At 31.3% G+C, this 13,410-nt stretch carries 14 protein-coding genes; 7 read left to right on the top strand and 7 right to left on the bottom strand.

Annotated features, from left to right (window positions below):
* Positions 1 to 95: 95 nt before the first annotated feature.
* The gene (locus C8N27_RS04860) at positions 96 to 1,013 is read right to left on the bottom strand and encodes a hypothetical protein (RefSeq protein ID WP_121146495.1); all 918 of its coding nucleotides are present in this window, start codon (positions 1,011 to 1,013) and stop codon (positions 96 to 98) included.
* A 103-nt stretch (positions 1,014 to 1,116) separates the two neighbouring features.
* Positions 1,117 to 1,587: a hypothetical protein gene (locus C8N27_RS04865; RefSeq protein WP_099214964.1), complete on the bottom strand. Its 471-nt coding sequence runs from the start codon at positions 1,585 to 1,587 to the stop codon at positions 1,117 to 1,119.
* Positions 1,588 to 1,664: 77 nt separating this feature from the next.
* On the opposite strand from C8N27_RS04865, the gene C8N27_RS04870 reads away from it, so the two are divergent.
* Together C8N27_RS04870 and C8N27_RS04875 are read left to right on the top strand one after the other, a co-directional pair.
* Positions 1,665 to 2,774, top strand: a complete 1,110-nt coding sequence (locus C8N27_RS04870) for an NAD(P)/FAD-dependent oxidoreductase (protein WP_121146496.1) — start codon at positions 1,665 to 1,667, stop codon at positions 2,772 to 2,774.
* 16 nt (positions 2,775 to 2,790) lie between these two features.
* A complete protein-coding gene (locus C8N27_RS04875) occupies positions 2,791 to 3,249 on the top strand; it encodes a GreA/GreB family elongation factor (RefSeq protein WP_121146497.1) in 459 nt (152 codons plus the stop codon).
* Between the two features lie 188 nt (positions 3,250 to 3,437).
* Here C8N27_RS04875 and C8N27_RS04880 read toward each other — a convergent pair whose 3' ends face one another.
* Positions 3,438 to 4,373, bottom strand: coding sequence for an ABC transporter ATP-binding protein (locus tag C8N27_RS04880; RefSeq protein ID WP_121146498.1), 936 nt, complete (start codon positions 4,371 to 4,373; stop codon positions 3,438 to 3,440).
* A 197-nt stretch (positions 4,374 to 4,570) separates the two neighbouring features.
* Between C8N27_RS04880 and C8N27_RS04885 the strand changes: the two genes are divergently transcribed.
* From C8N27_RS04885 to C8N27_RS04895, 3 genes are read left to right on the top strand one after another with little or no spacing between them, the layout of a single operon-like run.
* Entirely contained in the window at positions 4,571 to 5,101 is a 531-nt protein-coding gene (locus tag C8N27_RS04885; protein ID WP_121146499.1) for an RNA polymerase sigma factor, read from the top strand.
* A 9-nt stretch (positions 5,102 to 5,110) separates the two neighbouring features.
* Positions 5,111 to 5,530, top strand: a complete 420-nt coding sequence (locus C8N27_RS04890) for a hypothetical protein (RefSeq protein WP_099214967.1) — start codon at positions 5,111 to 5,113, stop codon at positions 5,528 to 5,530.
* A 13-nt stretch (positions 5,531 to 5,543) separates the two neighbouring features.
* Positions 5,544 to 5,762 carry a methyltransferase type 11 gene (locus C8N27_RS04895; protein WP_099214968.1) on the top strand — a complete coding sequence of 73 codons (219 nt, stop codon included), beginning with the start codon at positions 5,544 to 5,546 and terminating at the stop codon, positions 5,760 to 5,762.
* A 36-nt stretch (positions 5,763 to 5,798) separates the two neighbouring features.
* On the opposite strand, the gene rimK is transcribed toward C8N27_RS04895, so the two are convergent.
* The 4 genes from rimK to C8N27_RS04915 form a co-directional block, all read right to left on the bottom strand.
* The gene (gene rimK, locus C8N27_RS04900; RefSeq protein ID WP_099214969.1) at positions 5,799 to 6,671 is read right to left on the bottom strand and encodes a 30S ribosomal protein S6--L-glutamate ligase; all 873 of its coding nucleotides are present in this window, start codon (positions 6,669 to 6,671) and stop codon (positions 5,799 to 5,801) included.
* A 3-nt stretch (positions 6,672 to 6,674) separates the two neighbouring features.
* Positions 6,675 to 7,088: an ATP-dependent zinc protease family protein gene (locus C8N27_RS04905; RefSeq protein ID WP_099214970.1), complete on the bottom strand. Its 414-nt coding sequence runs from the start codon at positions 7,086 to 7,088 to the stop codon at positions 6,675 to 6,677.
* Between the two features lie 129 nt (positions 7,089 to 7,217).
* Positions 7,218 to 9,320, bottom strand: a complete 2,103-nt coding sequence (locus C8N27_RS04910; RefSeq protein ID WP_121146500.1) for a M13 family metallopeptidase — start codon at positions 9,318 to 9,320, stop codon at positions 7,218 to 7,220.
* Between the two features lie 111 nt (positions 9,321 to 9,431).
* A complete protein-coding gene (locus tag C8N27_RS04915) occupies positions 9,432 to 11,591 on the bottom strand; it encodes a prolyl oligopeptidase family serine peptidase (RefSeq protein ID WP_121146501.1) in 2,160 nt (719 codons plus the stop codon).
* A 141-nt stretch (positions 11,592 to 11,732) separates the two neighbouring features.
* On the opposite strand from C8N27_RS04915, the gene trxA reads away from it, so the two are divergent.
* Together trxA and C8N27_RS04925 are read left to right on the top strand one after the other, a co-directional pair.
* The gene (gene trxA, locus C8N27_RS04920) at positions 11,733 to 12,092 is read left to right on the top strand and encodes a thioredoxin (RefSeq protein ID WP_099214973.1); all 360 of its coding nucleotides are present in this window, start codon (positions 11,733 to 11,735) and stop codon (positions 12,090 to 12,092) included.
* 305 nt (positions 12,093 to 12,397) lie between these two features.
* Positions 12,398 to 13,369: a ribonucleotide-diphosphate reductase subunit beta gene (locus C8N27_RS04925; RefSeq protein WP_099214974.1), complete on the top strand. Its 972-nt coding sequence runs from the start codon at positions 12,398 to 12,400 to the stop codon at positions 13,367 to 13,369.
* Positions 13,370 to 13,410: the final 41 nt, after the last annotated feature.

A 13,410-nucleotide genomic window follows, 5' to 3' on the forward strand; every position in this document is an offset into this window, starting at 1 on the left:
AGCTACTATTATAAAATGAAAAACCGCCCCTTGCGGAGCGGTTCCTTTTAGTTGGCTACTACACCAACCAAAAATCAACTAACCAAACTTTATTTTTATTTCCTTTTCGGAACTGTTTCTCTTTCTATTTTAGTACGCTTTCTACCACTATTTCTTACAGCTGGTTTAGCAGTACTTGTTTTTTCTCCTTTTAGATACTGTATAAATCCTCTTCCAGAAAAAACATATGTTGTTTGTGAACTAACATGGTATAACCTTATTGTTTCGTCATTTATAACGGTTAAATCAAACTCTTCAGTATCTCCGTTATCATAATTAAGTGTTAAATATTTTAAATTTTCTTCACCCTGAACATCACGAACTATATAGCTTCCTTTAAAGTCCCAACTTATGTAATCAATATTTGTGCCAAAAGGGTCGTGAGACGAGTAGAATGTTACATCATTTTCAGGAGTAAACTGTAAATAATTTTCATAATCAAATGGGTTTTCAACACCATTAAACCTTTCAGTTCTTTCCCAAGCTTCAAACTCTTGTAAAAAATACTCAATATTATCGTAGAACAACATGTCATAATCAAAAGTGTTTACTTGGTAACCTACTAAATAATAACTGACATTCTGAGATAAATCATCAATTCTAATTTCGTTACTAGAAAGTTGTACTACATCAAATTCAAAATAACCATCTACATCATGACGAGTTTCTAAAACGGTTCCGTATGTACCATAGTTACCTACAGCTATTCCAAAACCATTTCCTGTTTTACCAATATCTACAATATTGTTATTTGCATACATGGTTCCGTTTAAAAAAGAAATAGTAAAAGCTCTTGATAAAAAAGGAACTTCGCCACTACCTGTTGTTCTGTGATAATCTACATACCATAAATCATAACTTGAAATATATTCGTTTAATGAAAAACCATCATCCACAATTTCATTTCTTACAACACACGACGTAAGTGTTACACTACTAATAAGTAGTACTAAAAGTAATTTTATACGTTTCATAAGCATTCGTTTTATGGTTATGCTTATAAGTTTTCAAATTACGTGCCAAAAATAAAAAACACCTCAAAAAAGAGGTGTTCCAAACTATTTTATGCTAAGATTTTTATTGCATAAAAACCTTATCTTTTTTTACAATGTTTTCTACTTTAACGTAGTATGTTTCCTCTCCTTTTATATAAGAAATCATTGCTTCATTCTCTTTTAACTCAAAAGGAAATTCTTCTGTAGGAGTATTAGGGGTATTTCCAAACTCTTTTTTAGGATCCGCATGTAAAATGATATCTTTTCTATCATTAGATGAGGTTTTATAACGTGCAGCGATATATTGTTTATCGTTATGTTGCTCAACAACAGCTTCAGTTATTTTGTTTTGAAAGTATACTTTTTGAAAATTAACAGGTTTTTCAGCAGTAAAATTAATAATCAAGTTAGTTGAGTTATAACTACCTTTTACACCTCCTGTTACATGAGAATAACTTGCTGATTCTATTTTGAAAGGGTGATTATTTTCCATTTTTACACTTGCGCATTTCGTAAAGCTTAAAGCTAAAATTAAGATTCCAATTAATTTCATAGAGTTGTTTTTTAATGTTTAAATTTAGACATTCAAGGAGTGTGCCAAGTCACAAATATAATCAGATTTATATGATATTGAATTTCAGTTACTGGGAACTAAAAGAATGGTTTACAAATATTGATTTTACTGTAGTAGGAAGTGGAATTGTGGGATTAAATTGTGCGCTACAGTTACGAGAAAAATACCCCAAGGCAAAAATTCTAGTTTTAGAAAAAGGAATGTTACCACAAGGAGCTAGTACTAAAAATGCAGGTTTTGCTTGCTTTGGGAGTTTATCAGAATTAATCGATGATTTACAAACACATACAGAAGAAGAGGTTTTTAACTTGGTAAAAAAACGATGGGAAGGATTACAGCTTTTAAGAACTACGTTAGGTGATAAAAACATCGATTTTCAACAAAATAAAGGTTATGAATTGTTTTTAACAAACGAGTTATATGAATCTTGTTTGTATAAAAAAGAAACAATTAACAAGCTTTTACAACCATTATTTAATTCAGATGTTTTTACGGTAGATTATAATAAGTTTAGCTTTCAAAACATCCATAAAAACTACATAACCAATCAATTTGAAGGCCAGATTGATACTGGTAAAATGGCTGCAAAGTTGTTAGAAAAGGTATTGTCTTCAGGAATAAAAATTATTAACAACATTCAAGTTGAAAAATTTATTGAAAGCAATGAGCAAGTAGTGGTTGAAACAAACCAAATTACATTTAACACAAAAAAGCTATTTATTGCTACCAATGGCTTCGCAAATGAATTGTTAAATGAAAATGTAAAACCAGCAAGAGCACAAGTATTAATTACGAAGCCAATTAAAGATCTACATATCAAAGGAACTTTTCACTTAGATAAAGGATATTATTATTTTAGAAATATTGATAATAGAATTTTGTTTGGAGGAGGAAGAAACCTTGATTTTAAAGGGGAAGAAACGACTGAATTTGGACAAACTGCACTTATTCAAAACAAGCTAGAAGAAGTCTTAAAGACAACAATTTTACCAAATACTAAATTTGAAATAGAGCATCGTTGGAGTGGAATTATGGGTGTTGGAAATCAGAAAAAAACTATTGTAAAACAGCTTTCAAATAATGTGTTTTGTGGAGTTCGTTTAGGTGGAATGGGTGTAGCCATTGGAAGCTTAGTAGGGAAGGAGTTAGCTGAACTTGTGGATTAATGATAATGATGTTTACATGGGTAAAATAAATATTAAAGAGGAATTATATAAACAATGTGAGTTGTTTGTAAACAAACGTTTACAAACAGTAGAAGAAACAATTACCTCTCATCAACAAGCTTTGCAAGCTGAAACAAAAAGTTCAGCAGGAGATAAGCATGAAACTGGTAGAGCAATGCTACAGTTAGAAATGGAAAAAGCGAGTCAACAACTTAGTGGAATTGCTCAAATGAAAGAAACACTAGCTAAAATTAATACAGATACAATTTCAAAAGTAGCCCATTTAGGTAGTGTGGTTACAACTTCAACTATTAATTATTTTATTAGTGTGAGTGTAGGGTTGTTAATAGTAAAAGAGAAAAAATACTTTGCTGTTTCTCCGTCGTCACCTATAGGAAAGTTAATTTTAGGGAAAAAGGAAGGAGAATCTTTTGAGTTCAATGGAGCAAAAAACACCATAAAAGAAATTTTTTAGAAAAAAAGGTAGGGTAAAATAAAAGTTACTTGTTTTAGTTCTGGAAAGGTTGTTATAACCAGAACAGAAAAAGAAGCTATAATACACTTTTATCTTTTGGTGTTTAGACGGTAAGGGTGTATTTTTTTTAGAAAAATAATTTATTTTAAGATAGTTGAGTAATAATTATTGAGATAGTTATTATTGGTTTAAACAGTCTCTTTTAACTTAAAAGAGACTGTTTTTTTATGCTCAATATTTTCAAAGTGATTTATAAAAATTGATTGGTTATTGTATGCAACTTCTATTAACCAGTACCCACCTTTAAAGTAAGATTTCAACACAGTTCCTTCTAGTTTTGATTTTTCTTTAGTAATCTCAAGTAAACTAGGGTAAAGTAGTAATGTTTGTTTGTTAATAGTAAGCTCATTTACGTCATCAAACAAAGAAGCAATGTATTTTTCCTTCGGATTTTTATATAGGTTTGAAGGGCTATCATGGGCAATAATTTGATGATTACGAATAACCATCATAGTATCAGCAAAAGAAAGTGCATCATTCCCGTCATGTGTTGCTACAATACAAGCAATATTTTTCTTTTTTAAATATGCAAATAGTCGTCTTCTTAACGAGTTCTTTTTAAAGTTATCTATTTGACTAAAAGGTTCATCTAACAATAATAATTCTGGTTCTTTAGCTAAGGCTCTAGCAATAGCTACTCTTTGTTGCTGTCCACCACTTAAGTTTTTAACTTTTTCGTTTGCCAATTCGGTCATTTCAATAACTTCAAGAAGTTCTTTTGTTCTTTCTTCAGCTTCTTTTGGGTAAAACCTAGATAAAAACTTCTTAATATTTTCACTTACTGATGTAAAAGGCATCAAATCAAAATCTTGTGCGACATATTTAAAAAACTCCATTCCTGGAACTAAATGATGCTCAGGACCTAAAATTTGAATATCATTCCAAAATAAATCCCCTTTATCAATATCAATTAGACCATATACAATTTTTAAAAGAGTAGATTTTCCACATCCGCTTTCTCCCATTATACATAAATGTTCTCCTTTATGTAAAGTAAAATGGATGTTTTCTAAAGTTTTTTCTTTTGATGGATAGGTAAATGAAATATTGTTTACTTGTAGCATAGGTGCAAAAATACATAAAGGACTAAGATAAATTATAAACATGATTTTTCATTTCAAGTTTCTCTCTAAACATTCTTTTTTTAAGAATTAGACCTAGGTATATTTGTTATAAATGGGATGAAAAGTTTTTTAAAAAAAATGCAATAGAAAAGAAAAAGTACGTCTTTATAATTGAGGAGCTCAAAGAAAGCCTGTAAATGAACCAAGAAACGGAAAATAAAAAGAAATTAAAAGCCTTTTTTGATAAAGAATATGGTGCTCTTAAGTCTTACGTTGGAACTAAAATTAAACAAAGTATTCATCAAGATGCAGAAGATATTATTCAAGAAGTTGCTTTAAAGTTGTTTTCTGGAGTAAGTGGAAATTCACCTATAAACAATGTAGCTAGTTTTGTTTATAGATCCTTAAAAAATAAAATCATTGATAATTTAAGAAAAAAGAAATACGAAGCTTCGGCTTCAGATATTGATGAAATGAAACTGATTGAATTTACAGAGGTTTTATATGGATCTCCTGATAATGCATATTCTGAAGTAATGAAAAAGGAGCTAGAACTAAAAATAATGAATCTTAAACCAGTATATAAGGAAATAATTATAGCTATTGATTTTGAAGGATATACATACAAAGAACTATCGGAAGAACTAGAAGTACCTGTTGGAACATTAATGTCAAGAAGACATAGAGCGTTAGGAATTCTACTGAGAAAAATTGAAAACAAAAAATAAAAATAAAAAATGGAAAATTTGTTTAAAGAACGAAGAGATGGAGAGTCTCCAGGAATATTTATAGGAAGAATAATATTCGGAATAATTGCAGTTTTAGTGTTAGCAATACTTTTTGGGTATGCAATTATGTGGCTTTGGAATAACCTTATGCCAGATATTTTTGGGTTACCAGTTATTAACTACTGGCAAGCAGTAGGGCTATTTATTTTAGCTAAAATTTTATTTTCATCTAGTGAATGTGGAGGAAAACATAAATCGAAGAAATATTCAAACAAAAGAAGAAAACACAAATTTAAATCACATTTTGAAAAGAACTGTAAAGGAAATTTTTCAGATTGGGAACATTATGATAGGTTTTGGGAAGAAGAAGGTAGTGAAGCTTATCGAAAATATGTAGACAAATTAAATAAAGAAACGGAACAAGAATAAAAACCAGTGAGTTATGAAACTATTCATTTATGGAACCGATATTGACACAAAGAAGAAAGAAGAATCTATACGTCAGTTATTTAATCAAGATAATAATATAATTAATGTATCAATTGATCTTGAAGATGTTGATAATGTTTTAAGAATAGAGGCAACAGATATTACAACAGAAGCTGATATTATAAATAAGGTAAAAGAAAAAGGGTTTAACTGTATGGAATTAGCAGATTAAACATAAAAAAACCGACATTATTAATGTCGGTTTTTTTTAAGCACTTCTTTCTACGTAGCGTATAATACTTTTTGCTACATCTTTCCCAGTAGCTTTTTCTATACCTTCTAAACCAGGAGAAGAATTAACTTCTAAAATTAATGGACCTCTATCTGATTGTAACATATCTACACCAGCGATACCTAATTTCATGGCTTTTACAGCTTTTAAAGCAGCGTTTTCTTCTTCATCAGTTAATTCTATAATTTCTGAAGTTCCTCCTCTATGTAAGTTTGATCTAAACTCTCCTTCCTTTCCTTGACGCTTCATAGCTCCAACAACAACTCCATCTACTACAAAAACACGGATATCTGCTCCTTTAGCTTCTTTGATATACTCCTGAACAATTACACGTGCTTGTAAGCCATTAAAAGCCTCTATAACAGATTCAGCTGCTTTTTTGGTTTCAGCTAACACAACACCTAAACCTTGTGTTCCTTCTAAAAGCTTAACAATCAAAGGAGCACCACCAACTTTTTTAATAATTTCAGAGGTGTCTTTTGAGTAATTAGTAAAAACGGTTTTTGGTAGCCCTAAATTCGCTCTAGAGAGTACTTGTAAGCTACTCAGCTTATCCCTAGATCTAACTAAGGCTTGAGATTCTACTGCAGAAAATACTTTCATCATTTCGAATTGACGTACAACAGCAGTACCATAAAAAGTAACTGAAGCACCAATACGTGGAATAATAGCATCAACATCGGTTATTAGCTCATGATTGTATACTATAGCAGGCTTCTTTTTTTCAATTATAAGATCACATTTGGTATGATCTAATACGACCATTTCATGACCTCTTTTTTCGCCAGCTTCTACTAAGCGTTTGGTTGAATATAATTTTGAGTTTCTAGAAAGAACAACAATTTTCATTTTTTATATTTCTTTTGAAGTGATGTTTTTTTGTGAAACATCCACAATAAATTTTTTGTTTAAAAATTTTCTACCAATTAATACAGGGTAATTCATTTTACCTCTATCTGATAACGATAACTTTATTTTATATTTTTTACCATAAAAAACAGCAGATGTGGAAACAACATATCTTTTTTGTTTTTTTCCATTTGAGCTTCTTATGCTTTTAACTTTATACTTTGTTGTATGGAGCAATTTATTGTTATATTTTTCTGTTTTTGGGCACAATAATATAAACTCTAATACACCATCCTTTTCTTCAATATGTTTGCAATGTATTGCAGAAGTATAGGCTCCTGTATCAATTTTTACTGGTAAATCTTCTATTTCCCAGTTTAAAAAGGATATTTTTTCAATCCTTCCAATTAGTCTCATTCTTTTAAAAATTAAGGAGGGCGAATTACTTACTATTTTTTCAAATACACAATACTTGTTGTTAATTTTTGAAAATAAAAAAACCAGCGTGAAAACGCTGGTTTAAAGGTACTTATTTTTTAGCTGAATTTACCAAATTCTTACACGATCTTCTGGTTTTAAGTACATTTTATCACCTTCTTTAACATCAAATGCTTCATAGAAAGCATCTACGTTTTTAAGAGGCATATAAGCTCTATACTGCCCTGGAGCATGAGGGTTTGTCATGATTAAGTTTTTCAATGCTTCATCACGCATTTTAGTTCTCCAAATAGTTCCCCAAGAAAGGAAGAAACGTTGTTCAGGTGTAAATCCATCAATGTTTTCAGGACGACCATTCTTTTCTAAGAAAATTTGTAATCCTTCATAAGCAGCTTGCACACCACCTAAGTCACCGATATTTTCACCTAACGTAAATTCACCGTTTAAGTTCATGCTATCAATAGCAACGATATCGCTATATTGCTTGATTAATTTACTTCCAGCTTCTTTGAATTTTTCAGAATCTTGTTCTGTCCACCAGTTTTTTAAGTTTCCGTCACCATCAAAACGAGCACCAGAATCATCAAAACTATGAGAAATTTCGTGACCAATAACAGCTCCAATTCCTCCATAATTTACAGCTTCATCAGCTTTGTAGTTATAGAAAGGAGGTTGTAAAATTGCTGCTGGGAATACGATTTCATTGTTTACAGGGTTAAAGTAAGCGTTTACTGTTTGAGGAGACATTCCCCATTCAGTTCTATCCACTTCTTTACCTAACTTAGCCATATCTTTTTCAAAGTTCCATTTACGAACGTTTACAGCATTGTCAAAATATGTACCACCTTCATCTAATCCTTTAACAAGTAAAGCTGAGTAGTCTTTCCATTTATCAGGGTATGCAATTTTAACAGTTAATTTGTGTAATTTTTCTAAAGCTTTTTCTTTAGTTTCAGCACTCATCCAAGGTAATTGCGCAATACGTTTTTCAAAACCTAACATTACGTTATCAATCATTTCCTTAGCTTTTTGCTTCGCTTCAGGTGGAAACTTTTCATCTACATATAATTTACCTAAAGCCTCACCAATAGCTCCATTTAAGTTTGCTAAAGCACGCTCGTTTCTTGGGCGTTGTTGTTTAGCACCACGCATTTCTTTGCTATAAAATTCCCAATTAGCTTTTTCTAAATCAGTAGACAATAAACCTAATGAGTTGTTAATAGCATTCCAACGTAATGATAATTTAACCGTTTCAATAGGACTATTCTTAAGCACATCATTCATTGCTTTGAAGTAACCTGGATCTGTAACAATAATCTTTTCAAGACCTTTAGCACCATCTAACCCTTCAAGATCAACACCAATTCCTTTTAAATGAGCTTCCCAATCAATTACAGGAGCTAATTCAGTTAATTCAGCAAGAGTCATTGGGTTGTAAATTTTACGAGTATCTCTACGTTCTTCTTTTGTCATTCTAGGTTCAGCTAAACTCTTTTCAAAAGCAACAATAGTTGCTGCATTCTTTTTAGCTGTAGCCTCATCATCACCAAACTCTTGTAACATTTTAGCTACAAATACCTCATATTTTTCAAGTTTGTCTTTTACCTTTTCATCCACATAGTAATCTCTTGATAAACCAAGTCCACCAGCTCCCATGTAACCAGCATTCATACTACTGTTCTTAAGGTCGTTAAATACGCCAAAACCATAAAAACCAGCACCTCCATAAGGAGCCATGTTAGTAATGAATGTTTGTACGTCGTTTAAATCTTTAATTTCTTCAATTTTTTCAAGAAAAGGTTGTACTGGATCTTTACCAGCTTTATTTCTAGCTACGGTATCCATAATGGTTTCGTAGTAGTTTACTGCTTTTTCTTGGTCAGAATCTATTTCTTTTCCTTCAGCATCTTTTACTTTTGGGAAGTTACCTTCTTCAATAGCTTTATTTAAAATAGCTAATACATCTTTGGTGGTAGTTTTTCTTAACTGATTAAAACCTCCCCAAGAAGTTTCGTCAGCTGGAATTTCAGTATTGTCAATCCAAGAACCGTTAACATATCTAAAGAAATCATCGGTTGGTTTAACCGAAGTATCCATGTTTTCTAAAACAATTGCCTGTACTTTTTCTTCAGGCTTTTTGTCTGTTTTACACGCAACAACCCCTAAAGAAGCAACAGCAGTAGTAAACAGTACTTTGTGAATGGTTTTCATTTTTAATGTTTTTTGAATGAGTTTTAATTTTAACAAACTACCTCGAGATTTTGTCTCGAGGTAGTAAATTTACTCTAATAAGAGTCTGTTTTTATAAAAATGTTACAGTTTTTAACTTTTTATTTTAGATTTTGGAGCATTTGGTAATGTTTCAAATCCCATGTTAAATAAAGTAAATCCAAAAATATCAGCATACTGCTCAATAGTTTTTGCTACAGGAGTTCCCGCCCCGTGACCAGCATTTGTTTCAATTCTAATCAAAACAGGATTGTTCCCTTGTTGTTTTTCCTGTAATTCAGCAGCAAACTTAAAACTGTGAGCCGGTACAACACGATCGTCATGATCTCCTGTTGTTACCATAGTTGCAGGATACTGAGTACCTTCTTTTACATTATGTACAGGTGAATATCCTTTTAAGTATTCAAACATTTCTTTACTCTGCTCAGAAGTCCCATAGTCATATGCCCAACCTGCTCCTGCTGTAAATGTATGGTAACGTAACATATCTAATACTCCAACTGCAGGTAAAGCTACTTTCATTAAATCAGGACGTTGAGTCATAGTAGCACCTACTAATAAACCTCCGTTAGATCCTCCTCTAATAGCTAAGTAATCAGATGAAGTATAGTTTTCTTTGATTAAGTATTCAGCAGCAGCAATAAAATCATCAAATACATTTTGCTTTTTTAATTGCGTACCTGCATCATGCCATTTTTTACCATACTCTCCACCACCACGTAAGTTAGGTACAGCGTATACACCACCTTGTTCCATCCAAACAGCGTTAGCAATACTAAAACTAGGAGTTAAGCTTACATTAAATCCACCATAACCATATAAAATAGTAGGGTTTTTACCATTTAACTCTAATCCTTTTTTATAGGTAATAATCATAGGAACTTTTGTTCCGTCTTTTGAAGTATAAAATACTTGCTTACTTTCATAGTCATCTGCATTGAATGAAATAGCAGGTTTCCAGTATAATTCATAAGTTCCATCTTCTGGATTGAACTTGTATGAAGAACTTGGAGTATTGTAGTTGGTAAAAGAGAAATATAATTCTTTTGCATCTGCTTTTCCTCCAAAACCACCTGCAGAACCTACACCAGGTAATTTTACTTCACGGATTAATTTCCCATCAAAATCATATTGTAATACTTTAGAAACTGCATCTACCATATACTTTGCAAAGAAATATCCAGACCCTGTTGATGGAGATAATACATTTTCAGTTTCAGGAATAAAATCTACCCAGTTTTCTGGCGTTGGGTTTGCAGCATCTACAGTAACAATTTTCTTGTTAGGTGCATTTAAGTTAGTTACTAAGTATAACTTACTTCCTTTACTATCAATAACACCAGTGTCGCTATCAAAATTGTTAATGATAGGTGTTAGTTTGCTATTAGGATCTGTTAAATCCTTAATAAATAACTTGTTTCCTGAAGTTGAGGTTGAAGCAGATACAAATAAGTATTTGTTATCCTCTGTTAAATATCCTCCAACATAACGGTGTTTTTCTTCTGGAGTAGCTCCAAAAATAACTTCATCAGAACTTTGAGGAGTTCCTAATTTGTGGAAATATAATTTATGTTGATCTGTTTTTGCAGATAACTCACTTCCTTTAGGTTTGTCGTAACTAGAATAGTAAAAACCTTCGTTTCCTCTCCAAGCAATTCCAGAGAATTTTACATCAACTAAAGTATCTTCTTTAATTTCTTTGGTTTCTGCATCCATTATAATTACCTTTCTCCAATCACTTCCTCCTTCAGAAATTGAATAGGCTACAGTTTTTCCGTCTTTGGTAAAACTTACCGAGCCTAATGAAGTAGTTCCATCTTCAGCAAACGTATTAGGATCTAAGAAAACCTCTTCTTTACCATCTTTATCCTTTCTATATAAAACATATTGATTTTGTAACCCGTTGTTTTTATAAAAATAAGTATAATCACCTTCTTTAAATGGAGTTCCTACTTTTTCGTAGTTCCATAACTCAGATAAACGATTTTTTAATTGTTCACGATATGGAATTTTGTCTAGGTAATCGAAAGTAACTTCGTTTTCAGCTTTTACCCAAGCTTCAGTTTCAGTACTTCTATCATCTTCTAACCAACGATAGTTATCGGTTACTTTAGTTCCAAAATATTCATCTACAACAGGTTTTTTAGTTGTTTCAGGGTAGTTCACACTAATATTGTTTTTAGGTTGCTTTTCTTCTTTACAAGAAACTAAAATTGTTCCTGCACAAATAATGGGAAGAAGGATTTTTCTCATGATTAAAAAATTGGTTAATTGGATCAAATTTAGAAGAAAAAGGCTCATAGTCATTTATTTTAAGATGATTTTAACAAAAACACCCTTGTAAATCTATTGAAATAAAAACGACTACCTTTACATAATTATAATATAATAAGCATGACTGAAAATTTAAACAAAGAAGCTTTTTTAAAAAAGGTTTTTAACTATGAAGAAAATAAAGAATGGAAGTTTGAAGGAGAATTACCTGTAATAATTGATTTTTATGCCGATTGGTGTGGACCATGTAAAGCACTTGCTCCTGTTTTGGAAGAATTAAGTACAGAGTATGATGGAAAAATTAATATTTATAAAATAGATACGGAAGCAGAACAAGAATTAGCAGCTGCTTTTGGAATAAGAAGTATTCCTTCTATGTTATTTTGTCCTGCTAACGACGATCCTCAAATGGCTCATGGAGCATTACCAAAAAAACAAATTGAACAGATAATTGAAGATGTTTTAAAGGTTACGAAGTAACTCAAAAAAACAAAAAAATAAAGGTTTAAAAAGTGACGCATTTTGTGTCACTTTTTTTATGCTGAAACACAAAATAAGAAACTCAGTGAGTATCACTTATCAAGCGTTTTTTTTAATTTTAAAGTATTGATTTATAAGTTTTTGTAAATACTCAAAAATGTTGTAAATTGAAGAAGAAAAAGTAATTTGTTAAAAACTTCAAGGGATTTGTGAATAAGTATAGCTTTCAGAATTTAGCAAATTTTCCAATCTTTGTTTCTATACTCAGGGAATAAAAATAACACACTAAAAAGAGCTTAAAAAGCATGGCATCGATTGAACCAATTTTACAAGAAAATAAAGACAGATTTGTAATTTTTCCAATTCAACATAATGACTTATGGGAATGGTATAAAAAGCAACAAGCTTGTTTTTGGACTGCTGAAGAAATTGATTTACATTCAGACTTAACAGATTGGAATTCTAAACTAACAGACGATGAGCGTTACTTTATTAAGCATGTTTTAGCATTTTTTGCTGCATCTGATGGGATTGTAAACGAAAACTTAGCAGAAAACTTTGTAAATGAAGTTCAATATTCAGAAGCAAAATTCTTTTATGGTTTCCAAATCATGATGGAAAATATTCATTCTGAAACGTATTCATTATTAATTGATACATATATTAAGGATGAAGAAGAGAAAGACAGATTATTCAAGGCAATTGAAGTTTTTCCAGCAATTAAAAAGAAAGCAGATTGGGCATTAAAATGGATCGAATCTGATTCGTTTGCTGAGCGTTTAATTGCTTTTGCCGCAGTTGAAGGAATTTTCTTCTCAGGATCTTTTTGCTCAATTTTCTGGTTAAAGAAACGTGGATTATTACCAGGATTAACATTCTCAAATGAGTTAATTTCTCGTGATGAGGGTATGCACTGTGATTTTGCTGTACACTTACACAACAATCACTTAGTAAATAAAGTGCCAAAAGAAAGAATAAGAGATATTATTATCTCAGCTTTAGATATTGAAAGAGAGTTTATTACCGAATCTTTACCTGTTAGTTTAATAGGTATGAATGCAACGTTAATGACGCAATATTTAGAGTATGTTACTGATAGACTACTTTTAGAATTCGAATGTGAAAAAGAGTATGGGTCTACCAATCCATTTGATTTTATGGAAATGATTTCATTGGAAGGAAAAACTAACTTCTTTGAAAAAAGAGTATCAGAGTACCAAAAAGCTGGAGTAAAATCTGGTGGTACAGGAAGCATCAGCTTTGATGCAGATTTTTAGGAACCAATAAGCTGCTATTTCCCCTACATGCAGTATTACTC

It is taken from the genome of Tenacibaculum discolor, assembly GCF_003664185.1.
GTDB lineage: Bacteria > Bacteroidota > Bacteroidia > Flavobacteriales > Flavobacteriaceae > Polaribacter > Polaribacter discolor.

What these genes read in the sequence shown, in the direction of transcription:
- C8N27_RS04860 (WP_121146495.1), bottom strand. Translation starts at nt 1,013, where the DNA reads ATGAAACGTATAAAATTACTTTTAGTACTACTTATTAGTAGTGTAACA.
- C8N27_RS04865 (WP_099214964.1), bottom strand. Translation starts at nt 1,587, where the DNA reads ATGAAATTAATTGGAATCTTAATTTTAGCTTTAAGCTTTACGAAATGC.
- C8N27_RS04875 (WP_121146497.1), top strand. Translation starts at nt 2,791, where the DNA reads ATGGGTAAAATAAATATTAAAGAGGAATTATATAAACAATGTGAGTTG.
- C8N27_RS04880 (WP_121146498.1), bottom strand. Translation starts at nt 4,373, where the DNA reads ATGCTACAAGTAAACAATATTTCATTTACCTATCCATCAAAAGAAAAA.
- C8N27_RS04885 (WP_121146499.1), top strand. Translation starts at nt 4,571, where the DNA reads ATGAACCAAGAAACGGAAAATAAAAAGAAATTAAAAGCCTTTTTTGAT.
- C8N27_RS04890 (WP_099214967.1), top strand. Translation starts at nt 5,111, where the DNA reads ATGGAAAATTTGTTTAAAGAACGAAGAGATGGAGAGTCTCCAGGAATA.
- C8N27_RS04895 (WP_099214968.1), top strand. Translation starts at nt 5,544, where the DNA reads ATGAAACTATTCATTTATGGAACCGATATTGACACAAAGAAGAAAGAA.
- rimK (WP_099214969.1), bottom strand. Translation starts at nt 6,671, where the DNA reads ATGAAAATTGTTGTTCTTTCTAGAAACTCAAAATTATATTCAACCAAA.
- C8N27_RS04905 (WP_099214970.1), bottom strand. Translation starts at nt 7,088, where the DNA reads ATGAGACTAATTGGAAGGATTGAAAAAATATCCTTTTTAAACTGGGAA.
- C8N27_RS04910 (WP_121146500.1), bottom strand. Translation starts at nt 9,320, where the DNA reads ATGAAAACCATTCACAAAGTACTGTTTACTACTGCTGTTGCTTCTTTA.
- C8N27_RS04915 (WP_121146501.1), bottom strand. Translation starts at nt 11,591, where the DNA reads ATGAGAAAAATCCTTCTTCCCATTATTTGTGCAGGAACAATTTTAGTT.
- trxA (WP_099214973.1), top strand. Translation starts at nt 11,733, where the DNA reads ATGACTGAAAATTTAAACAAAGAAGCTTTTTTAAAAAAGGTTTTTAAC.
- C8N27_RS04925 (WP_099214974.1), top strand. Translation starts at nt 12,398, where the DNA reads ATGGCATCGATTGAACCAATTTTACAAGAAAATAAAGACAGATTTGTA.